Source organism: Acidovorax sp. GW823-FHT01C06 (assembly GCF_058798375.1).
In genome coordinates this window covers 287,705-307,484 of record NZ_JBXAKN010000002.1, presented here as the reverse complement: position 1 = coordinate 307,484, position 19,780 = coordinate 287,705, and the positions used below count along the sequence as shown (strand labels likewise).

Here is a 19,780-nt window from a genome sequence, read left to right as displayed (position 1 = left end):
TCAAAGGGGAGGCTGGGTGGGATGGCGGCGGGTTTGCGGCTCATTGTGTTGGCGCAATCCCCGTACGCTCGAGCACGTCCCCGACCAGCTCCAGCCGCACCAGCGGGTTGTCCAGTTCCATCAGCCGCTGCTTGAGTTCCAGGGGCACGGGCAGCAGTTCGCACCAGCGGTTGGCCACCCATCCGCAGTCGTCCAGCTGCGCAGCCGTCGGGATGATCGCGGTCGGGGTGTCCGGGTCACGCTGGTGCAGGGTGTGGAGCACCTGCGCCAGCGCCGTCGCGGCCTTCTTCAGATCCTCTGGCACCGCGACGGTCAGGTCCTGGTCGATATGCCCCACATCGGCGATCCACAGGCCATGGGGCAGGTGGCTGCGCTGGGTGATGCGAAAGCGCTGGCCGCCGCGGCACAGCAACGTGATCAGGCCGGGCTGCGGCGTGTCGATCTGCTCGATGACCGCCAGGGTGCCCACGTCGTTGAATTGCTCTTCGGGCGCGCCGGCCTGACGCACTTCGCGGCCTTGCGTGAGGGCCACCACGCCAAAAGGCGCACCGGCCTGATGGCATTTGCGCACCATGTCCAGGTAGCGCACCTCGAACACGCGCAGGGCCAGCACACCGCCCGGGAACAGCACGGAACCCAGGGGGAAAAGGGGCAAGGATGACAGGGTGAGGGGTTGTGTCATGAATGGGGGAATGCCTTGGCCCGCTATCATCCCATGGCGCAGCCTGCTTTCGCAGCGGCCCCTTGCTTTTGTCTCATCCATGCTCTACCAGATCGCCTCATTCCTGCTCGACGTTGTTGGTGGCCTGCTCACGGGGGCCTGCCTGCTGCGCCTGTATATGCAATGGCAGCGCATCCCGTTTTCCAACCCTGTCGGCGGGCTGGTTTTTGCACTGACGGACTGGCTGGTCATGCCGCTGCGCAAGGTGATTCGGCCCGTGGGGCGCTGGGATGTGTCAAGCCTCGTCGCGGCCGCGCTGTTGCAACTGCTGCAGTATTTCCTGCTCACGCTCCTGCTGGGCGCGGCGTCCGCATGGGCGTGGCTGCCGTGGCTTGCCTTGTTCGGGCTGGCGCGTGTGGCGGTGTCGGGGCTGATCGGCCTCCTGATCGTCCATGCCGTGATGTCCTGGGTGCAGGCACGGTCGCAACTCTCGGACGTGATCGCCCGGCTGTGCGAGCCGGTGTTGCGGCCATTTCGCCGCATCATCCCGCTGGTCGGAGGGATCGATCTGTCGCCCCTGGCCGTGCTGGTGCTGCTGCAGGTGGCCATGATCGTGCTGGGCCATCTGCAGGCCAGCGTGATGAGGTAACCCCCCTGAGTCGCCTTCGGCGCCTTCCCCCTCAAGGGGATGAGGGGGACGCGGGCCTCGCTGCGGGGCAGCCCTTCCTTGCCCTCTCTGGCAGGCACCGCGCCGGTATCAACGGCTGCGTGCTGTGCGGGGGGCTGATCAAATATGCCTCTAGCGCTTATGTGGTAAGCGCTGACAGCTATCAAAAAAGAAGCATCCCTCTCGTGGGGCACCTTTGCGGACCCGCTGTCCCGCAGATGACTTACATCACTGCGTCGGCGGGCAGACGCTGCAGCATGGCCAGGCTGCTGGCCACGGTGTTGCGCAGTTCGCGGCGGTCGCAGATGAAGTCCACGGCGCCCTTGGTCTGCAGGAATTCGGCGCGCTGGAAGCCTTCTGGCAGCGTCACGCGCACGGTGGATTCGATCACGCGCGGGCCGGCAAAGCCGATCAGGGCCTTGGGCTCGGCGATCACGATGTCGCCCACGAAGGCAAAGCCCGCGCTCACGCCGCCCATGGTCGGATCGGTCAGCACGCTGATGTAGGGCAGGCCCTTCTTGGCCAGGCGGGTCAGGGCGGCATTGGTCTTGGCCATCTGCATCAGCGACAGCAGGCCTTCCTGCATGCGCGCGCCGCCGGTGGCGGTGAAGCAGATGAAAGGCACTTTCTGTTCGATGGCGGTTTCCACGCCCCGCACGAAGCGCTCGCCCACCACGGAGCCCATGGAGCCGCCCATGAAGTCGAACTCGAAGCACGCGGCCACCATGTTGATGCTCTTGACCGCGCCGCCCATGACGATGAGGGCGTCGGTCTCGCCGGTGTTCTCCAGGGCTTCCTTCAGGCGCTCGGGGTATTTGCGGCTGTCCTTGAACTTGAGGGCGTCCACCGGCAGCACTTCCTGGCCGATTTCGTAGCGGCCTTCGGCGTCCAGGAACGCATTCAGGCGCGCGCGGGCGCCGATGCGGTGGTGGTGGCTGCAGTGGGGGCAGACGTTCTGGTTGTGCTCCAGATCGGCCTTGTAAAGCACCGTTTCGCAGCTCGGGCACTTGATCCACAGGCCTTCAGGCACCTGGCGGCGCTCGGTGGGGTCCGTTTGCTGGATCTTGGAGGGCAGAAGTTTTTCGAGCCAGGACATGGTTTTCCTCTGTATGAATGGGCCAGCAGCGGCGGCACGGCCTTGAAAACTGGCGCGGCCCAAAGGCCACGGCTCCCGCGCAAGGGCCGCCCCGCCGCGCTGGGAGCGTCCCCCTTCCCGCGCGAAGCGCGAGAGAAGGGGGAAACGGCAAAGCCGCTCAGGGGGATGCTCTTTATTCTACGCGTCCAAAGCCTTGCGGATGCCGCGCAGGAAGTCGATGGTCAGGGGCACCACCTTGGCGTGTTCCTGGTCCTCGATGAGCTGGATGATGCGGCTGCCGATGACCACGGCATCCGCCACCTTGCCGATCGCCTGGGCCGTCGCCGCATCGCGGATGCCGAAGCCCACGCCCACGGGGATGGTCACATGCTGGCGGATGCGGGGCAGCATCTGCTCCACGGCCGAGGTGTCGAGCGCGCCCGAACCGGTCACGCCCTTGAGCGATACGTAGTACACATAGCCGCTGGCCACGCGCGCCACCTGGGCCATGCGTTCATTCGTGCTGGTGGGGGCCAGCAGGAAGATCAGGTCCATGCCGTGCGCGCGCAGGCTGGCCGCGAAGGCCTCGCATTCCTCGGGCGGGTAGTCCACGATGAGCACGCCATCGACACCGGCCTCGGCGCTGTCGCGCACAAAGGCGCCTGCGCCGTGGATCTGGTCATAGCGCTCCACCGGGTTCGCGTAGCCCATCAGCACCACGGGCGTGGTGCTGTTGCGCTTGCGGAACTCGCGCACGTGGTCCAGCACCTGCACCATGCCCACACCCAGGCCCAGCGCCTTTTCGCCCGCCTTCTGGATGACGGGGCCGTCGGCCATGGGGTCGGAGAAGGGCACGCCCAGTTCGATCACGTCGGCACCGGCCTCCACCATGCCGTGCATGAGGGCGGGCGTGATGTCGGCAAACGGAAAACCGGCGGTGACATAGGGAATCAGCGCCTTGCGGCCCTGGGCTTTCAGCTGTTCGAAAGTGGTGTCTATGCGGCTCATGGCTTGGCGTCTCCTGGGGCGCCCTTGACGGTCAGGCCGCGCATGGAGGGGCGGTCGTAGAAATCTTCTCCCGACAGGTCGGCCACGGTGCCGATGTCCTTGTCGCCCCGGCCCGAGAGGTTGACCAGGATGGACTGGTCGGGCCGCATCGTGGGTGCAAGCTTGAGGGCATAGGCGAAGGCGTGGCTCGATTCCAGCGCCGGGATGATGCCTTCGGTGCGGCACAGGTGGTGGAAGGCGGACAGCGCTTCCTGGTCGGTGATGCCCACGTACTCGGCGCGTCCGATCTCCTGCAGCCATGCGTGCTCGGGACCTACGCCGGGGTAGTCCAGGCCCGCGCTGATGCTGTGCGTCTCGGTGATCTGGCCGTTGGCATCCTGCAGGATGAAGGTGCGGTTGCCGTGCAGCACGCCACTGGAGCCACGCTGCAGCGATGCCGAGTGCTTGCCGCTGTCCAGGCCTTCGCCGGCGGCCTCCACGCCGATCAGGCGCGTCTTCTCGAACGGAATGTACGGATGGAAGATGCCCATGGCATTGCTGCCGCCGCCCACGCAGGCGATCACGGCATCGGGCTGCTCGGCGGCGATCTTCTGCGCGGCGAGCATGGGGGGCATCTGTTCGATGGCTTCCTTGCCGATCACGCTCTGGAAATCGCGCACCATCATCGGGTAGGGGTGCGGGCCCGCCACCGTGCCGATGATGTAGAACGTGTTGTCCACATTGGCCACCCAGTCGCGCATGGCCTCGTTGAGCGCGTCCTTCAGGGTCTTGCTGCCCGACTCGACAGGCACGACGGTGGCGCCTAGCAGTTTCATGCGAAAGACGTTCGGGCTCTGGCGCTTCACGTCCTCGCTGCCCATGTAGACCACGCATTCCAGGCCGTAGCGCGCGCAGATCGTGGCCGTGGCCACGCCGTGCTGGCCGGCGCCCGTCTCGGCAATGATGCGCGGCTTGCCCATGCGCTTGGCGAGCATGGCCTGGCCGATCACGTTGTTGATCTTGTGGGCGCCGGTGTGGTTGAGGTCTTCGCGCTTGAGGTAGATCTGCGCGCCGCCCGTTTCGCGGCTGGTGCGCGCGGCGTGGTACACGGGCGATGGGCGGCCCACGAAGTGCTTGAGCTCGTAGTGGAATTCTGCGAGGAATTCCGGGTCGTTCTGGTAGCGGGCATACGCCTCGCGCAGTTCCTGGATGGCGTGGGTCAGTGTCTCGCTGACGAAACTGCCGCCGTAGGAGCCGAAATGGCCTGAAGCATCAGGTTGCTGATAGGAATTCATGAGGGTTCTTTGCAAGTTGGGCATCTGCCGCGCGCACGGCGGCGATGAACCGATGGATTTTTCCGGCGTCCTTGATGCCCTTCAGGGGCTTGCCATCGGGGCTGTTCGGATCTACGGCCTCGACGCCGGAGCTGACATCAACCGCCAGCGTCTTGCAACGCGGGCGGACTTGCAAAATGCCATCGGTCACGTTTGCAGGCGTGAGTCCACCAGACAAAACGAGGTGAGAGCTGACGCTTGGTGGAAGGAGTGACCAATTGAATGCCTTGCCGCCGCCGCCGTACCCCTCGACATGGGCGTCGAGCAGGATGGCCTGGGCGTGGGAGTAATCGTGCGCGTATTTTACGAGGTCGAACCGTGCCGCACCGTCGCCAAGGGGAATGCGCGCGGCCCGCAGGTAAGGCCGTGCCCCCTGGCCGGTGGCGGCCAGGCAATCCTCGGGCGTCTCGTCACCATGAAATTGCACGGTGGCGCCCGCTATCAAAGCGCTGGCAGCTATCACTTTGGGAGCGGTTTCATTCACGAAGAGCAAAACCGGCGTGACAAAAGGGGGCAGGCGCCTGGCCAGCTGTGCCGCGCGTTCGGGTGTCACGGCCCGTGGGCTGGGGGCGTAGAGCACGAATCCGACGGCATCCGCGCCAGCCGCCACGGCCGCGTCGACGTCTTCTTCGCGGGTCAGGCCACAGATCTTGATGCGGGTGCGGGCCGGGGAGGGGACTTCTTTGGCTTTCATGGCAGCCAATCATACGCAGCCGTGCGCTGGGGCAGGCCCCACGAGGCGTCGTAGACAGGGCCTTGAAAATACAGTCCATCCGGAGAGAACGTGGGTGCCGCGGCGTCGCGCGATCTTGCCGCGAGTACCTGCGCTACCCACTGCGGAGGGTATTTGCCTTGGCCCACGGCCACCAGGCAGCCCATGATGTTGCGGATCATGTGGTGCAGGAACGCGTTGGCCTCGAACTCGAAGCGCCAGTAGCAGGAACTCCAACCCAGTTCCGGGTGCGGGGCGTTGAGGCCCCGGCGCGAGATATCGATGCGCTGCAGGGTCTTGACGGGCGACTTGGCCTGGCACGCGGATGCACGAAACGAGGTGAAGTCATGTTCGCCCAGCAGGTGGTCTGCGGCCTGGCGCATCGCATCGTGATGGAGCGGATGGAATACCCATCCCACGCGCCCCGAGTCCACGCTGGGCCGCACGGGTGATTGCAGCAGCACATAGGCATAGCGCCGCGCGACGGCGCTGGCCCGGGCGTGAAAACTGTCCGGCACGTGCTGCGCCCATTGCACGGCAATGTCGGCAGGGAGGAAGGTATTGGTGCCGCGCACCCACGAAGCGCAGGGGCGGTTCAGTGGCGTGTCGAAGTGCACCACCTGCATCAGGCCATGGACGCCGGCATCCGTTCTGCCGGCGCACAGCGTGCTGACGGGGTGCGTGGCAAAGCGGCCCAGGGCCGCTTCGAGCTTGTCTTGAATGGTGTCGCCGGACAGCTGGCTTTGCCAGCCGCTGTAGGCCTGGCCGTTGTAGCTGACACCCAGCGCCACCCGGGTCATGGGGTGGCGGCCTGGGGGCGGGCGGGGGCGGCCTGCGGGGCGGGTCGCATCAACCCAGTTCGGCCAGCATGCGCTGGGCGCGGGTCTTGAGGGCGCCGCTGGACTCGGCAACCACTTCTTCGATCAGCGTGCGTGCACCATCCGTATCACCGATGGCATTGAACTCTTCGGCCAGCGCGAGCTTGGTGGCCAGTGGGTCGTCCTGCGCCGCCGCCGAGCCGTCGTCGCTCAATTCAGGGGTCGGCAGAGGGGCCTTGGCTGCGGGGGCCGCCATGGGCTTGGAGGGGGCGTTCAGGTCCAGCGACAGGTCGCCGAGGTCAAACTCCATCGGGCCGGAGTCCTGGGCATCCGCAGTGAGCGGCATGGGGCCCGAGGGCGCCATGCTCAGGTCGTCCGCCGAAGGAAAGTCCAGATTGGCCACGGGCGGAGGCGCCATCGTGCCCGAGGCTGGTGCCACTTCTGGCGCATTCCAGGCGGGGGCGGTCGCCGAAGGCAACTCCGGCAGGTCCAGTTCAGGGCGCAGTGTCTGCGGCTCGTCGGCCGGGTCCGCTGCACGGCGGGCGCCGCCCGATGCCGCGGCCGCGGCTGCCGCTGCGGCAAATCCGCCGGGAGGTGCCGGAGCCACCGCTGGTGCATCGGTCAGCGCGTCGTCGGGCAGGTCCAGATCCAGGTCAAGGTCCAGGTCGGGGGGCAACGCAGCCGTCGCCGCCGCACCGCCCACGCCCGTGAACGTGCTCGGGAATCCGCCTGGGGGCAGCGATGGCGACTCGTCCTCGGCCATGCCTGGGCGGCCGCCAGGCTGGTAAAGGCGGTTTTCGGGATCCAGATCGCGGCCAAGCTCGGCAATGCGGTTCCAGTCCGGGCCTTCGCCCTGGGTCAGCTTGAACACGTCCCCTGCCACCGCCTCCAGGGCCTTGCGGTCCTGGCGCTTGGCGTAGATCTCACCGAGCTTCACATGCACCGACACGCGGGCAGGGTTGTGGCGGATCGCCTCCTTGAGGATTTCCTCGGCCTGCAGGTCACGGCCATAGGCCAGGTACACGTCGGCTTCGGCCACAGGGTCCACGTCGCCGCCGGCATCGAGCTGGCTGGGTGAGTAGGCCATGGACGAGCCCGTGGTCATCTCGCTGTTGGCGGTATCGACGCGCTGCCCGCCGCTGGCGCCGAAGAACGAATCCGGCTGGATGCGGCTTTCCAGGAAGGAGCTGTCGACGCCCGCATTCTGGCGGCGGCGCTGAACCACGCGGTAGGCGCCATAGCCCAGCAGCAAGGCCAGGAGCCCGCCACCGGCGAGCGGCAGCAGCGGGTCGTCCATGAGGCCGGACAGGAAACCCGGCTCTTCAACTGGTGCGGGAGCCGGTGCGGGAACGCGGACTGGCTTCGCTGGCGCCGATGCGGCCGGAGCGGGTGCGGAGGCAGGCTCGGACGCGGCTTCCGCCGGCACGGCTGCATCTGCCGGCGCGCTGGCTGCGGGAGCAGGGGCTGGTGCCGGGGTTTCCGGCACGGCAGGGGCCGTGGGCGTGGCAGGAACGGCGGGTGCCTGCACTGCCACCGCGGCAGGAGCGCTGGCGGCGCCGGCGGGCGCCGGTGCGGCGCTGCCCGCAGCGGCCGACGCGGCGCCCAGCTTGTTGAGGTCCGTGATGTTCTTGGACAGCTCGGCCATGCGCGTGGCGGCCTCTCCGGCTTGCTTGTCCTTGGCGAGCTGGTCCTCGGCCGCCTTCTGGCCCTTGACGGAACCTTTGGACAGCGTGAGCTTGTCGGGCGCGGCCGTGGCAGGTTTCTTGTCCTCCACACGGGCCTGCACCGCGCCAGAGGCCGAGCGTTCTGCGGCGGCGACCGCGGCGGTGGGGGCTGCACCCGCCAGCTTGCGGCGGAATTCGTTGAAGTCCCGGGCCTGAGCGGCAAGGATCTGGCGCGCCTCGGATGCCGGCGTGGACTGCACCGCAGCCTGGTCGGGCATCTGCAGGACCGCGCCAGCCTTCAGGCGATTGACATTGCCCTGGATGAAGGCATCGGGGTTCGAGCGCATCATGGCGACCAGCATCTGGTCGAGGGACACGTCGGCGGGGCGGTGGGCGTTCGCAATGCGGCCCGCCGTGTCGCCTGCCTGCACCCTGACTCCATCGGCGGGGGCGGGGCGGGCGGCCACGGCTGGCGGACGCGGCGTCGGCGGTGCGGCAGGGGTCACCGCTGCGGGAGATTCGCTGGCCCGCGGGGCGACCGGCGCGCGCACGGCAGGAGCCTGCTGGGAGGCCGGCGCAGGCAGCTGCGGAGAGGCCGTCACCGCTGGCGCGGGACGGCGCAGCGTGGGCGGGTCGAACAGCATGGTGTAGCTGCGCACGATGCGGCCCGAGCCCCAGTTGGCGTCCAGCACCAGGTCGAGGAAGGGTTCGTTCACCGGCCGGCTGCTCGTCAGGCGCAGCACGGCCGTGCCATCCGGGCGGCGCTGCAGCTGGATCTGCAGATTGTTGATGGTGGGCGTGTATTCCATGCCCTGGGCGCGGAACACGTCCGGGGAGGCCGTGGTGGCCCGCAAGCTGTCCGCTTCGGCGGGAGTGATCTGGGGCAGGTCGATTTCGGCGCGCAGGGGCTCGCCCAGGGCAGACTGCACGGTGATGCGGCCCAGCGCCAGGGCCGAGGCGTCGCCCGCGTACAAGCCGGCCGACACTACGGCTGCCGCCGCCAGGGCAGAGAATTTCCAACGATGCATGTTTGCCAACAACTGAGTAGGTTTTTGTGCGGCTCGGTCGAGCGGTGCTTTTTTTCTCATGGTCTGGTCCCGCCCCGGCGCGTGAAAATATGTAAAAAGCACCATAGCATCAATGTTTTGCACTGACAAGCTGAGGTGGCGCCGAAGCTTTGAGAGGGGTCCTGGCGCCCCAAGTTGGGGCGCCAAGATGTTGCCAATTGCCAACGTGGCGTAACTGAGTGTGTCAAGACCCCTGGCGCAAAAAAGCGCGCGCAGCCGGGGCTGCGCGCGCTTTTCGGGGGGCCGGAGCTCAGGCGTCGAGCAGGATGCGCAGCATGCGGCGCAGCGGTTCGGCCGCGCCCCACAGCAGCTGGTCGCCAATGGTGAACGCGCCGACATATTCAGGCCCCATGGCCAGCTTGCGGATGCGGCCCACGGGGATGTCCATGGTGCCGGTCACCGCCACGGGCGTCAGGTCCTTGATGGTGGCTTCCCGGGTGTTGGGCACGACCTTCACCCACTCGTTGTCGGCGGCGATCATGGCCTCCAGGTCCGCCAGGGGCACGTCCTTCTTCAGCTTGAAGGTCAGCGCCTGGCTGTGGCAGCGCATGGCGCCCACGCGCACGCAGAAGCCGTCCACCGGCACGGCGGGGGCGCTGAAGCCCTCGCCCTGGCCCAGGATCTTGTTGGTTTCCGCCATGCCCTTCCATTCTTCCTTGGACATGCCGTTGCCCAGGTCCTTGTCGATCCAGGGGATCAGGCTGCCGCCCAGCGGCACGCCGAAGTTGGCGGTTTCAGCGCCCGTCAGGGCGCGTTGCTTGGCGATCACCTTGCGGTCGATTTCCAGGATGGCGCTCTTGGGGTCATCGAGCAGGGCCTTCACTTCGGCGTTGAGCGTGCCGTACTGCGTGAGCAGCTCGCGCATGTGCTGCGCGCCGCCGCCGGAGGCCGCCTGGTAGGTTTGCGTGCTCATCCATTCCACGAGACCCGCCTTGTACAGGGCGCCTACGCCCATCAGCATGCAGCTCACGGTGCAGTTGCCGCCAATCCAGTCCTTGCCGCCCTGAGCCAGGGCGTTCTTGATCACGGGCATGTTGACCGGGTCCAGGACGATGACGGCGTTCTTCTCCATGCGCAGGGAGGAGGCGGCGTCGATCCAGTGGCCGTTCCAGCCGGCGGCGCGCAGCTTGGGATAGACCTCGTTGGTGTAATCGCCGCCCTGGGCGGTGATGATGATTTCGCAGCGCTTGAGGGCCTCGATGTCGAACGCGTCCTGCAGGGTGGTCTCGTTCCTTGCCTGCGCGGGAGCCTTGCCGCCTGCGTTCGAGGTGGAGAAGAACATCGGCTCGATCAGGTCGAAATCCTTCTCCTGCGCCATGCGGTCCATCAGGACCGAGCCGACCATTCCGCGCCAGCCAACCAACCCTACCAACTTGCTCATTTCAACGCCCTTTCTAAATAAGAAACAGTGCCAGACCGGACTGCTCGCCTGGCTCGTCTGGCCAGGGAGGGCGCACGACGAACCAGGCTGAGTCAGCCCTTAATGGTCGTGGTTTTGGTGATGGTTGCGCGCGCAGCCACACCGACCGGGGCGGCGGGTGCGATGTTCAGGGCGAACGGGCGGGCGGCAAACATAGGCGAATATTGTACCGGATACGGCCTGGATCCGGGTGCGCCGGCGGCCCTGCGGCGCGCGCCCTCCGTGGGCAGCGCAAAAAGAGCCCGCCCCGCCGGGCTGGCCGCGCGCCACGCCGGTGCGGCGGTCTACAGTGCTGCTTTTGCCTCCTTTGTTCAATTCGAAAGTAGAAATGCAAGTCATCGTTGTGGGGTCAGGCAAGCTGGCCAAGGAGCTTCTGGGGGCGCTGCCTGCCCGTGGCGAAGCGCAGGTTTTGCCATGGGCCGGTGAGGGGCAGCGTGCAGAAAAATCTGTCGTGCTGCATGCCGGTTCCGGCAGGGAGCTGGAGGCTGCCTGCGCCTTTTGCGAATCCACGCACTCCCCGTTGGTGGAACTGGCCACCGGGTCCGGGCTGGAAGGGCGTGTGGTGGGTTTTCCGGTCGTCCTGTGTCCGAACACCAACATCCTCATGCTCAAGTTCATGGCCATGCTGGAGCGCAGCGGGCCTCTGTTTCGCGGCTACCGCACCGGGCTGACCGAATCCCACCAGGCCCAGAAGTCCTCGGTGCCGGGCACGGCCGTCAGCATGGCGCAGGCGCTGGGCCTGGCGCCGGGGGACATCCGGTCCGTGCGCGATGCCGGGGTGCAACGGGACGTGCTGCACATTCCCCAGGAGCATCTCGCCCGCCACGCTTACCACCGGGTGCTGATCGAGGATGGCGCGTGCAGCGTGACGCTGGAAACCCGTGTCTATGGCGATGCACCGTATGCGGAGGGTGTCGCGCACATCGTGGCGGCCGTGCGCGAGCGGCCGCTGGAAAACCGGTGCTATTCCATCATGGAGTTCATCGACAACGCGTGGGTGTAGGCGGCACGCGGGCGCCACAACAATAAAAAAGCGCCGGAGGACCGGCGCTTTTTCGTGACCGCCGGGCGGTGGGGTTCAGGCGGCCAGCGCCTTGACCACTGCATCGCCCATCTGCGCCGTGCCCACCTTGGTGGTGCCTTCGCTGTAGATGTCGGGGGTGCGCAGGCCCTGGGCCAGCACCTTCTGCACCGCGGCTTCGATGCGCTGGGCGGCGGCTTCCTGGTTCAGGCTGAAGCGCAGCATCATCGCGGCCGACAGGATGGTGGCCAGCGGGTTGGCCACGCCCTTGCCGGCGATGTCCGGCGCACTGCCGTGGCTGGGCTCGTACAGGCCCTGGTTGGTGCTGTTCAGGCTGGCCGAGGGCAGCATGCCGATGGAGCCGGTGAGCATGGAGGCTTCGTCCGACAGGATGTCGCCGAACATGTTGCCCGTGACCACCACGTCGAACGCCTTGGGCGCCTTCACGAGCTGCATGGCGGCGTTATCGACATACATGTGCTGCAGCTCGACGTCGGGGTATTCCTTGTGCACGTCGGTGACCACGTCCTTCCAGAACTGGAAGGTTTCGAGCACGTTGGCCTTGTCCACGCTGGTGACCTTCTTGTTGCGCTTGCGCGCAGCCTGGAAGGCGACGTGGGCGATGCGCTCGATCTCGGGGCGGCTGTAGCGCATGGTGTCGAAGGCTTCCTCGGCACCGGGGAAGTGGCCGTCGGTGGCCACGCGGCGGCCGCGGGGCTGGCCGAAGTAGATGTCGCCCGTCAGCTCGCGGATGATGAGGATGTCCAGGCCCGCGATCAGCTCGGGCTTGAGGCTGGATGCACCCACCAGCTGCTCGTAGCAGATGGCGGGGCGGAAGTTGGCGAACAGGCCCAGGTTCTTGCGCAGGCCCAGGATGGCTTGCTCGGGGCGCAGGGGGCGGTCGAGCTTGTCGTATTTCCAGTCGCCCACGGCGCCGAACAGGATGGCGTCGGCTTCCTTGGCGAGCTTGAGCGTGGACTCGGGCAGTGGATGGCCGTGCGCGTCGTACGCCACGCCGCCCACCAGGGCGGACTCCATCTCGAACGGGAGTTCCAGGGCCTCCAGAACCTTGACGGCTTCAGAGACGATTTCGGTGCCAATGCCGTCACCCGGCAGAACTGCGATTTTCATTGAATTTGCTTTGTTTTTGATAGCTATCAGCGCTTGTGGGTAAAGCGCTAGATGCCAATTTGACTGATATTTTGGATGCCCACGCCGACTCACGACACCATGGTGTGCGCCAGCCAGGGCTTGGTCGCCAGGCGCTCTACTTCAAAGGCCTTGATCTTGTCGGACTGGCGCAGGGTCAGGCCGATGTCGTCAAAGCCGTTGAGCAGGCAGTATTTGCGGAAGGCCTGCACCTCGAACGGGATTTCTTCGCCCTGGGGACGCACGATGACCTGGCGCTCCAGGTCGATGGTGAGCTGGTAGCCGGGGAAGGCCAGCACTTCGTCGAACAGCTGGGCCACCGTGGCCTCGGGCAGCACGATGGGCAGCAGGCCGTTCTTGAAGCAGTTGTTGAAGAAGATGTCGGCGAAGCTGGGCGCGATCACGGCGCGGAAGCCGTACTGGTCCAGCGCCCAGGGCGCGTGCTCGCGGCTGGAGCCGCAGCCGAAGTTCTTGCGCGCCAGCAGCACGGAGGCGCCCGCGTAGCGCGGCTGGTTCAGCACGAAGTCGGGGTTGGGCTTGCGGCTGGCGGGGTCCTGGCCGGGCTCGCCGTGGTCCAGGTAGCGCCACTCGTCGAACAGGTTCACGCCAAAGCCGGTCTTCTTGATCGACTTGAGGAACTGCTTGGGGATGATCGCGTCGGTATCGACGTTCTCGCGGTCCATCGGGGCCACGAGGCCTTTGAGCAAGGTGAATTTCTGCATGGCGTTCTCTGGATTACTTGGCGGCGCGCTCGAGGGCGCCGCCGGCACGCTGTACGTCCTGGCCCACGCCCTTGACGGTGTTGCAGCCAGCCAGCACGAAGGTGATGGCGAGCACGATGAGGGTTGCGGTCTTTTTCATGACAGGGCTCCTTCAGGCAAATTGACGAATGTCCACAAAGTGGCCGTGCACGGCGGCGGCGGCGGCCATGGCGGGGCTCACCAGGTGCGTGCGGCCGCCAGCGCCCTGGCGCCCTTCGAAGTTGCGGTTGCTGGTGCTGGCGCAGCGCTCGCCGGGCTCCAGGCGGTCGGCATTCATGGCCAGGCACATGGAGCAGCCGGGTTCGCGCCACTCAAAGCCCGCGGCCACAAAGATCTTGTCCAGGCCTTCGCGCTCGGCCTGTTCCTTGACCAGGCCCGAGCCGGGCACGACCATGGCCAGCTTCACGTTGCTGGCGACCTTGCGGCCCAGGTTCTTCACCACGGCGGCGGCTTCGCGCATGTCTTCGATGCGGCTGTTGGTGCACGAACCGATGAACACCTTGTCGATGGTGATGTCGTTGATCGGCTTGCCCGGCTGCAGGCCCATGTAGGTCAGCGCGCGCTCGATGGCGCCGCGCTTGTTGGCGTCCTTTTCCTTGTCGGGGTCGGGCACGCGGGCGTCCACGCCGAGCACCATCTCGGGCGAGGTGCCCCAGGTGACCTGCGGCACGATGTCGGCGGCGTCGAGCTTGACGACGGTGTCGAACTTCGCGTCGGCATCCGAATGCAAGGTCTTCCAGTACGCCACGGCCTGGTCCCATTCCACGCCCGTGGGCGAGAGGGGGCGGCCCTTGACGTAGTCAATGGTCTTGTCGTCCACCGCCACCAGGCCCGCGCGCGCGCCGCCTTCGATGGCCATGTTGCACACGGTCATGCGGCCTTCCATGCTCATGGCGCGGAAGACGGAGCCCGCAAACTCGATGGTGTAGCCCGTGCCGCCGGCCGTGCCGATCTTGCCGATGATGGCCAGCACCACGTCCTTGGGGGTCACGCCTTTGGCCAGCGTGCCGTCCACCTGCACCAGCATGTTCTTGGCCTTCTTGGCCAGCAGCGTCTGCGTGGCCATCACGTGCTCGACCTCGCTGGTGCCGATGCCGTGGGCCAGTGCGCCAAATGCGCCGTGGGTGCTGGTGTGGCTGTCGCCGCACACCACGGTCATGCCGGGCAGGGTGGCGCCGTTCTCCGGGCCGATCACGTGCACGATGCCCTGGCGCTTGTGCATGAACGGGAAGAACGCAGCGGGCGAGATCTGCGCCATGTTGTCGTTCAGCGTGGTGATCTGTTCCTTGCTGATCGGATCGGTGATGCCGTCATAGCCTGCCTCCCAGCCCGTCGTCGGCGTGTTGTGGTCGGCCGTGGCCACGATGGAGCTCATGCGCCAGACCTTGCGGCCCGCCTCGCGCAGGCCTTCGAAGGCCTGCGGACTGGTGACTTCGTGCACCAGGTGGCGGTCGATGTAGAGGATGGAAGTGCCGTCCTCTTCGGTGTGGACGACGTGTTCGTCCCAGATCTTGTCGTACAGGGTGCGTCCCATGGGGTGGCTCTCTTCCTTCAGGTGGGGTGATTTTAGTGTTGGGGTCTGGGCGGCATGGCCGCGGCGCGGGGAGCAAGGTGCTCCACCAGCAGCCGGGCGGTGACGGGCAGGGCATCGAAATCGCGGGCCACCACGCGCAGCTCGCGGTGGGCCCAGGCGTCCGTCAGTGCAATGGCCTGCAGCCGGCCCACGCCGCGCATGAGCTCAAAGGCGCGGTCGGGCAGCAAGCCCACGCCCAGGCCGCTGTCGATCATCCGGCACATGGCGTCCAGCCCGGTGACCTGGATGCGCTGGCGCAGCGGGCGCCCGGCCGCCGCAGCCGCCGAGCGCATGGCCAGGCTGATGCTGCTGTTGGCATGCAGGCCAACGATGTCCCAGTCCAGGATGTCTTCAAAATTGATAGCGTCACGTCCCGCCAGTTCATGCGCCTGCGGCACAACCAGCACCAGGTTGTCGGCGCGGTACGGGCGGCTTTGCAGTTCCAGGGCGCCGTTGCCGCTGGCCATGCTGACATTGCAGATGCCCAGGTCCGCCGCGCCCTCCTGCACGGCATGCAGCACGTCGCTGCTCAGGTGTTCCTGCAGGTCGATCTTGATCTGGCTGTGCTCCCGGGCGAACGCGCCCAGGTCTTCCGGCAGGAACTGGAAGATGGCCGAGATGTTGGCGTGCATGCGCACATGGCCACGCACGCCGTCGGCGTATTCGCTGAGTTCACCCTGCATGCGTTCGAGCCCGAACAGCACGGTGCGCGCGTGGTGCAGCAGGCTTTCGCCCGCGGGCGTCAGCGTGACGCCGCGGCTGTGGCGGTAGAGCAGGGCGGTGTCCACGGCTGTTTCCAGGTCGGACAGGCGCTTGCTCACGGCCGATGCGGCAATGAACTCCCGCTCGGCCGCCCGGCCGATGCTGCCCAGCTCGCACACCGCCACAAACAGCTGCAGCGAGGTCAGGTCGATACGGCGCGCAAAACTGCGCTCGGAGCTTTTCATCGTGTCATTGTCTTCTCGAAAAGAGAAGGTTCTGTATTTTCTTCCTATTATGAATTGGTTGCCATCGTTGTGCGCGATGGCTGGGCTGCCGCTCCGCTGTGACCCCAGCGGGCGACGCGTGCTCAAGAAGCCGCCGGGCTCAGGCGGCGCAGGTGCTGCCGTGCTCCGGCACCAGGGCGTGCCAGCGCAGTTCGTGCTCGATGCGCTGGCGCAGCATGTCGGCAGCGCCCATTTCTCCGTGCACCACGTACACCTGGTCCGGCGCATGGCCCATGCTGCGCAGCCAGGCGATGAGCTGGTGACCGTCCGCATGCGCCGAGGCGGACGACAGATGCACCACCTCCGCGCGCACGGCCACGTCCTGGCCGTGGATGCGGATGTTCTTCTCGCCCGCCGCCAGGCGCGCGCCCCGGGTGCCGGGGGCCTGGTGGCCGGTCAGGATGACCATGTTGCGGTGGTCACCCGCGTGCAGCGCCAGGTGGTGCAGCACGCGGCCCCCCGTGGCCATGCCACTGGCCGACAGGATGACCATGGGGCCATGCAGCCTGGCCAGCCCCTTGGATTGTTCGGGCGTCTGGACCATGGTGGCGCCATGTTCCAGCGCCTGCACCTCGCGGCCGCTCAGCCGGTGTTCCTGCATGTGATGCTGGAACAGCCCCGTGGTGCTGACCGCCATGGGGCTGTCCAAAAACACCTTGAGCGAGGCGGGCACCACCCCGCGCGCCTTGAGCTGGCCGATGGCATGCAGGACCACTTGCGCGCGGCCCACGGCGAACACCGGCACCACCGCAATGCCGCCACGGGCCGCCAGGCGCTGCAGGGCGGCACCCAGCTCGCCCTGCAAGTCTTCTGCGGGGTGCTCGCGGTCGCCATAGGTGGACTCGATGAGGACCGTGTCCGCCGGGGGCGGAGCATCGGGCGGGTTCATGAGCAGGTCGTCGGGCCGCCCCAGGTCGCCCGAGAACAGGATGCGGCGGCCCCCCACTTCCAGCAGCACGCTGGCCGCCCCCAGGATGTGGCCTGCGGGGGAAAAGGTCACGCGCCAGCCCGGCAGGGGCTCGAACACCTGGTGGAAGGCATGGACCTGGAACTGCTTGAGGCAGTGCAGTGCGTCGAGCCGGGTGTACAGGGGCAGGGCGGGGGTGTGGCTGCTGAGCTGGTGCCGGTTGAGGTACGCGGCGTCTTCCTCCTGCAGGTGTCCGCTGTCGGGCAGCAGGATGGTGCACAGGTCGCGTGTGGCCGGTGTGCAGTGGATGGTGCGGGCATAGCCGTCGCGGGCCAGCAGGGGCAGGTAGCCGCTGTGGTCCAGGTGCGCATGGGTCAGCACCACCGCGTCGATCTGCCGGGGCGTGACGGGCAAGGGCTGCCAGTTGCGCAGGCGCAGCTGCTTGTACCCCTGGAACAGGCCGCAATCGACCAGCAGGCACCTGCCGTTGTGGCGGACCAGGTATTTGGACCCTGTGACCGTGCCGGAGCCGCCCAGGAAGGTGAGGTTGACGTCGTTGTTCATGCCGGATGCTCCTGCGCGATGGTCCTGGGGCCGTGGTGCCGCCCTGGAGGGCGGCAGCGTGGATTTCCATGCTACTTCGCGGGCGGGTGGGCGGGGGCGGCCTGCCGGCGGCTTCTTGCCTCAGATCAAGAAATGGCGGCTGGCAATGTTTTCCTGTTGCCATGGGGACTTCGGTGCTACCGTGGGGCACCGCTTCCACTCGGGTGAGCGGTTTTGGGCGGTTGTCTCCGCAGGCGGGTTCTGGCATGCAACCCTGGTTTTCCTCTCCAGCGCACGGTCCCGTGCTGGCGGCGGTCCTGATCGCCGCGGGCACGGGTGTGCACGCGCAGGTGCCGGACGAGCCGCCCGAGTGGGCCGACGAGCCCCCCGTGCTGTCGCGCTGGCTGGAAGAGGGCTACGACGCGGAGGTGCGGCGCCAGCCGCACCGCGCTGCCTCGCGGTATTGCGACGCGGCGCGCTATGGCAGCGTGGAGGCGCAGTACCGCCTGGGCCGCCTGTTGCTGCATGGACGTGACGTGGTGCCCGATCCCGCGGCGGCGGCCACCCTGCTCGCCATGGCCGCCCAGCGTGGGCATGAGAAGGCCCGCAGCCTGGCGCAGGGCATGGTGCCCGGCGACCACCTCCCCGACTGCCTCACCACGGGTGAGGCCCCTCGGCTGGAGGTCAGGGACTCCGCCCAGGAGGTGGTGCCGCAGGAGGTGGTGGACCGCTACGTGAGCAACCTGCCGGACGACAAGCGTCGTCACGCGGAACTGGTGCAGCGGCTCGCGCCCCGCTTCGACGTGGACCCACGGCTGGCGCTGGCCATCGTGCGGTCGGAGTCCAACTTCCAGGCCCGTGCGCTGTCGCCCCGCAATGCGCAGGGGCTGATGCAGCTGATTCCGGAGACGGCGGAGCGTTTTGGCGTCCGGGACGCCTGGAGCTCCGAGCAGAATGTGCGGGGCGGGCTGGCCTATCTGCGCTGGCTGCTGGACCGTTTTGCCGGCGATGTCGCCCTGACATCGGCCGCCTACAACGCCGGCGAAAAGGCCGTGGAGCGCCACGGCGGTGTTCCTCCCTATGCGGAGACCCGCGAGTACGTGCGCCGCATCCTGGGTTTTTACCGCTCTGCGCAGCACGAGCGGCCTGTGGCCGGCCCGGCATCGCTGGCGTCGGCGCGCGCAAAAAAACCGCCTGGGCCGTAGATAGGCCGCAGGCGGTTTTTGGCAGGCGCTGGCGCCCGGATCAGCTGAAGAAGTTCTTCAGCCGGTCCGTCCAGCTCTCGCCGCTGGGCGAGTGGCGGGCGCCACCCTTCTTGAGGGAGTCTTCCAGCTCGCGCAACAGCTTGCGCTGGTGCTCGGTGAGCTTGACCGGCGTTTCCACCGCGATGTGGCAGTACAGGTCGCCGGGGTAGCTGGCGCGCACGCCCTTGATGCCCTTGCCGCGCAGGCGGAACTGCTTGCCGGCCTGGGTGCCTTCGGGGATGTCGATGGCCGCCTTGCCCGCGAGCGTCGGCACCTCGATCTCGCCGCCCAGCGCCGCCGTGATGAAGCTCACGGGCACCTGGCAGTGCAGGTCGTCGCCATCGCGCTCGAAGATGTCGTGTTTCTTCAGGCGGATCTCGATGTACAGGTCGCCGGGCGGGCCGCCGTTGGTGCCCGGTTCGCCGTTGCCCGTGCTGCGGATGCGCATGCCGTCGTCGATGCCGGCGGGGATCTTCACTTCCAGCGTCTTTTGCTTCTTGAGCTTGCCCTGGCCGTGGCAGGTGGTGCAGGGTTCGGGAATGATCTTGCCCGTGCCGCGGCAGTGCGGGCAGGTCTGCTGCACGCTGAAGAAGCCCTGGCGCATCTGCACCGTGCCCGCGCCCTGGCAGGTGCCGCAGGTCTTGGCGCTGGTGCCGGGCTTGGCGCCGCTGCCGTGGCAGGTGTCGCAGCTTTCCCACGAGGGGATGCGGATCTGCGCATCCTTGCCGCGCGCCGCTTCTTCCAGGGTGATCTCCATGGCGTAGCTGAGGTCGCTGCCCCGGTACACCTGGCGTCCGCCAGCACCGCGCCCACGCCCGCCCTGCTGGCCGAACATGTCGCCGAAGATGTCGCCGAAGGCCTCGGCGAACCCGCCGAAGCCTTCCGCGCCCGGGCCCCCGGGGCCGCGCATGTTGGGGTCCACCCCGGCATGGCCGTACTGGTCATACGCGGCCCGCTTTTGCGGGTCGGAGAGCATCTCGTAGGCCTCCTTGGCCTCCTTGAATTTCTCTTCGGCAGGCTTGGCCGCATCCCCCTGGTTGCGGTCCGGGTGGTGCTTCATCGCCAGCTTGCGATAGGCCTTCTTGATTTCTTCGTCCGAGGCGTTCTTGGGAACGCCCAGGATTTCGTAAAAGTCTCGTTTGGACATGGTCTTTCTGAGCCCGGTTGGAACAGGAACGCCGCGCAAGCCCC

Annotated in this window: 18 protein-coding genes; 3 read left to right on the top strand and 15 right to left on the bottom strand. The window is 67.1% G+C overall.

Annotated features, from left to right (window positions below; genetic code table 11):
• Positions 1-40 precede the first annotated feature (40 nt).
• Positions 41-682, bottom strand: coding sequence for an LON peptidase substrate-binding domain-containing protein (locus AC1RCS_RS06955; RefSeq protein ID WP_218295575.1), 642 nt, complete (start codon positions 680-682; stop codon positions 41-43).
• A gap of 79 nt (positions 683-761) precedes the next feature.
• Between AC1RCS_RS06955 and AC1RCS_RS06950 the strand changes: the two genes are divergently transcribed.
• Positions 762-1,310, top strand: coding sequence for a YggT family protein (locus tag AC1RCS_RS06950; protein WP_218295574.1), 549 nt, complete (start codon positions 762-764; stop codon positions 1,308-1,310).
• 241 nt (positions 1,311-1,551) lie between these two features.
• Here the strand turns inward: AC1RCS_RS06950 and accD are convergent, their stop codons facing one another.
• The 7 genes from accD to asd all read right to left on the bottom strand — a co-directional run bounded on the left by accD (position 1,552) and on the right by asd (position 10,366).
• The gene (gene accD / locus AC1RCS_RS06945; protein ID WP_369642984.1) at positions 1,552-2,424 is read right to left on the bottom strand and encodes an acetyl-CoA carboxylase, carboxyltransferase subunit beta; all 873 of its coding nucleotides are present in this window, start codon (positions 2,422-2,424) and stop codon (positions 1,552-1,554) included.
• 177 nt (positions 2,425-2,601) lie between these two features.
• Positions 2,602-3,411, bottom strand: coding sequence for a tryptophan synthase subunit alpha (gene trpA, locus AC1RCS_RS06940; RefSeq protein ID WP_492244126.1), 810 nt, complete (start codon positions 3,409-3,411; stop codon positions 2,602-2,604).
• The gene (gene trpB / locus AC1RCS_RS06935) at positions 3,408-4,685 is read right to left on the bottom strand and encodes a tryptophan synthase subunit beta (RefSeq protein ID WP_218295571.1); all 1,278 of its coding nucleotides are present in this window, start codon (positions 4,683-4,685) and stop codon (positions 3,408-3,410) included. Before trpB ends, trpA begins: the two co-directional genes overlap by 4 nt.
• Positions 4,663-5,418 carry a phosphoribosylanthranilate isomerase gene (locus tag AC1RCS_RS06930; protein WP_369642983.1) on the bottom strand — a complete coding sequence of 252 codons (756 nt, stop codon included), beginning with the start codon at positions 5,416-5,418 and terminating at the stop codon, positions 4,663-4,665. Before AC1RCS_RS06930 ends, trpB begins: the two co-directional genes overlap by 23 nt.
• Complete coding sequence (gene truA, locus AC1RCS_RS06925; protein ID WP_492244125.1) at positions 5,415-6,236, bottom strand: tRNA pseudouridine(38-40) synthase TruA; 822 nt, start codon at positions 6,234-6,236, stop codon at positions 5,415-5,417. Before truA ends, AC1RCS_RS06930 begins: the two co-directional genes overlap by 4 nt.
• Positions 6,237-6,285: 49 nt before the next feature.
• On the bottom strand, positions 6,286-8,946 hold the full coding sequence (locus tag AC1RCS_RS06920) for a motility hub landmark protein FimV (RefSeq protein WP_492244124.1): 2,661 nt from the start codon (positions 8,944-8,946) through the stop codon (positions 6,286-6,288).
• A 289-nt stretch (positions 8,947-9,235) separates the two neighbouring features.
• Complete coding sequence (gene asd / locus AC1RCS_RS06915; protein WP_492244123.1) at positions 9,236-10,366, bottom strand: aspartate-semialdehyde dehydrogenase; 1,131 nt, start codon at positions 10,364-10,366, stop codon at positions 9,236-9,238.
• 367 nt (positions 10,367-10,733) lie between these two features.
• Here asd and AC1RCS_RS06910 point away from each other — a divergent pair, with 367 nt between their 5' ends.
• A complete protein-coding gene (locus tag AC1RCS_RS06910) occupies positions 10,734-11,408 on the top strand; it encodes a dihydrodipicolinate reductase C-terminal domain-containing protein (protein WP_218340123.1) in 675 nt (224 codons plus the stop codon).
• A gap of 75 nt (positions 11,409-11,483) precedes the next feature.
• Here the strand turns inward: AC1RCS_RS06910 and leuB are convergent, their stop codons facing one another.
• The 6 genes from leuB to AC1RCS_RS06880 all read right to left on the bottom strand — a co-directional run bounded on the left by leuB (position 11,484) and on the right by AC1RCS_RS06880 (position 17,366).
• Positions 11,484-12,557 carry a 3-isopropylmalate dehydrogenase gene (leuB, locus tag AC1RCS_RS06905; RefSeq protein WP_218295565.1) on the bottom strand — a complete coding sequence of 358 codons (1,074 nt, stop codon included), beginning with the start codon at positions 12,555-12,557 and terminating at the stop codon, positions 11,484-11,486.
• Positions 12,558-12,646: 89 nt separating this feature from the next.
• Positions 12,647-13,297: a 3-isopropylmalate dehydratase small subunit gene (gene leuD / locus AC1RCS_RS06900; RefSeq protein ID WP_218295564.1), complete on the bottom strand. Its 651-nt coding sequence runs from the start codon at positions 13,295-13,297 to the stop codon at positions 12,647-12,649.
• Between the two features lie 13 nt (positions 13,298-13,310).
• Positions 13,311-13,436: an entericidin A/B family lipoprotein gene (locus tag AC1RCS_RS06895; protein ID WP_010463809.1), complete on the bottom strand. Its 126-nt coding sequence runs from the start codon at positions 13,434-13,436 to the stop codon at positions 13,311-13,313.
• A gap of 12 nt (positions 13,437-13,448) precedes the next feature.
• Complete coding sequence (gene leuC, locus AC1RCS_RS06890; protein WP_218295563.1) at positions 13,449-14,870, bottom strand: 3-isopropylmalate dehydratase large subunit; 1,422 nt, start codon at positions 14,868-14,870, stop codon at positions 13,449-13,451.
• 32 nt (positions 14,871-14,902) lie between these two features.
• Positions 14,903-15,856 (bottom strand): LysR family transcriptional regulator, encoded by a 954-nt coding sequence (locus AC1RCS_RS06885; protein ID WP_492244122.1) that lies wholly within the window; start codon positions 15,854-15,856, stop codon positions 14,903-14,905.
• Positions 15,857-15,995: 139 nt separating this feature from the next.
• Complete coding sequence (locus AC1RCS_RS06880; RefSeq protein WP_492244121.1) at positions 15,996-17,366, bottom strand: MBL fold metallo-hydrolase; 1,371 nt, start codon at positions 17,364-17,366, stop codon at positions 15,996-15,998.
• A 245-nt stretch (positions 17,367-17,611) separates the two neighbouring features.
• On the opposite strand from AC1RCS_RS06880, the gene AC1RCS_RS06875 reads away from it, so the two are divergent.
• The gene (locus tag AC1RCS_RS06875) at positions 17,612-18,550 is read left to right on the top strand and encodes a lytic transglycosylase domain-containing protein (protein WP_492244120.1); all 939 of its coding nucleotides are present in this window, start codon (positions 17,612-17,614) and stop codon (positions 18,548-18,550) included.
• A gap of 40 nt (positions 18,551-18,590) precedes the next feature.
• On the opposite strand, the gene dnaJ is transcribed toward AC1RCS_RS06875, so the two are convergent.
• Positions 18,591-19,736, bottom strand: a complete 1,146-nt coding sequence (dnaJ, locus tag AC1RCS_RS06870) for a molecular chaperone DnaJ (RefSeq protein WP_218295559.1) — start codon at positions 19,734-19,736, stop codon at positions 18,591-18,593.
• Positions 19,737-19,780: the final 44 nt, after the last annotated feature.

Bases quoted from the DNA above. Each gene is read 5' to 3' on its own strand.
- AC1RCS_RS06875 (WP_492244120.1), top strand. From the start codon at position 17,612: ATGCAACCCTGGTTTTCCTCTCCAGCGCACGGTCCCGTGCTGGCGGCG.
- AC1RCS_RS06885 (WP_492244122.1), bottom strand. From the start codon at position 15,856: ATGAAAAGCTCCGAGCGCAGTTTTGCGCGCCGTATCGACCTGACCTCG.
- AC1RCS_RS06955 (WP_218295575.1), bottom strand. From the start codon at position 682: ATGACACAACCCCTCACCCTGTCATCCTTGCCCCTTTTCCCCCTGGGT.
- AC1RCS_RS06920 (WP_492244124.1), bottom strand. From the start codon at position 8,946: ATGCATCGTTGGAAATTCTCTGCCCTGGCGGCGGCAGCCGTAGTGTCG.
- leuC (WP_218295563.1), bottom strand. From the start codon at position 14,870: ATGGGACGCACCCTGTACGACAAGATCTGGGACGAACACGTCGTCCAC.
- AC1RCS_RS06930 (WP_369642983.1), bottom strand. From the start codon at position 5,418: ATGAAAGCCAAAGAAGTCCCCTCCCCGGCCCGCACCCGCATCAAGATC.
- accD (WP_369642984.1), bottom strand. From the start codon at position 2,424: ATGTCCTGGCTCGAAAAACTTCTGCCCTCCAAGATCCAGCAAACGGAC.
- dnaJ (WP_218295559.1), bottom strand. From the start codon at position 19,736: ATGTCCAAACGAGACTTTTACGAAATCCTGGGCGTTCCCAAGAACGCC.
- leuB (WP_218295565.1), bottom strand. From the start codon at position 12,557: ATGAAAATCGCAGTTCTGCCGGGTGACGGCATTGGCACCGAAATCGTC.
- AC1RCS_RS06895 (WP_010463809.1), bottom strand. From the start codon at position 13,436: ATGAAAAAGACCGCAACCCTCATCGTGCTCGCCATCACCTTCGTGCTG.
- AC1RCS_RS06910 (WP_218340123.1), top strand. From the start codon at position 10,734: ATGCAAGTCATCGTTGTGGGGTCAGGCAAGCTGGCCAAGGAGCTTCTG.
- trpB (WP_218295571.1), bottom strand. From the start codon at position 4,685: ATGAATTCCTATCAGCAACCTGATGCTTCAGGCCATTTCGGCTCCTAC.
- AC1RCS_RS06880 (WP_492244121.1), bottom strand. From the start codon at position 17,366: ATGAACAACGACGTCAACCTCACCTTCCTGGGCGGCTCCGGCACGGTC.
- truA (WP_492244125.1), bottom strand. From the start codon at position 6,236: ATGACCCGGGTGGCGCTGGGTGTCAGCTACAACGGCCAGGCCTACAGC.
- leuD (WP_218295564.1), bottom strand. From the start codon at position 13,297: ATGCAGAAATTCACCTTGCTCAAAGGCCTCGTGGCCCCGATGGACCGC.
- trpA (WP_492244126.1), bottom strand. From the start codon at position 3,411: ATGAGCCGCATAGACACCACTTTCGAACAGCTGAAAGCCCAGGGCCGC.
- asd (WP_492244123.1), bottom strand. From the start codon at position 10,366: ATGAGCAAGTTGGTAGGGTTGGTTGGCTGGCGCGGAATGGTCGGCTCG.
- AC1RCS_RS06950 (WP_218295574.1), top strand. From the start codon at position 762: ATGCTCTACCAGATCGCCTCATTCCTGCTCGACGTTGTTGGTGGCCTG.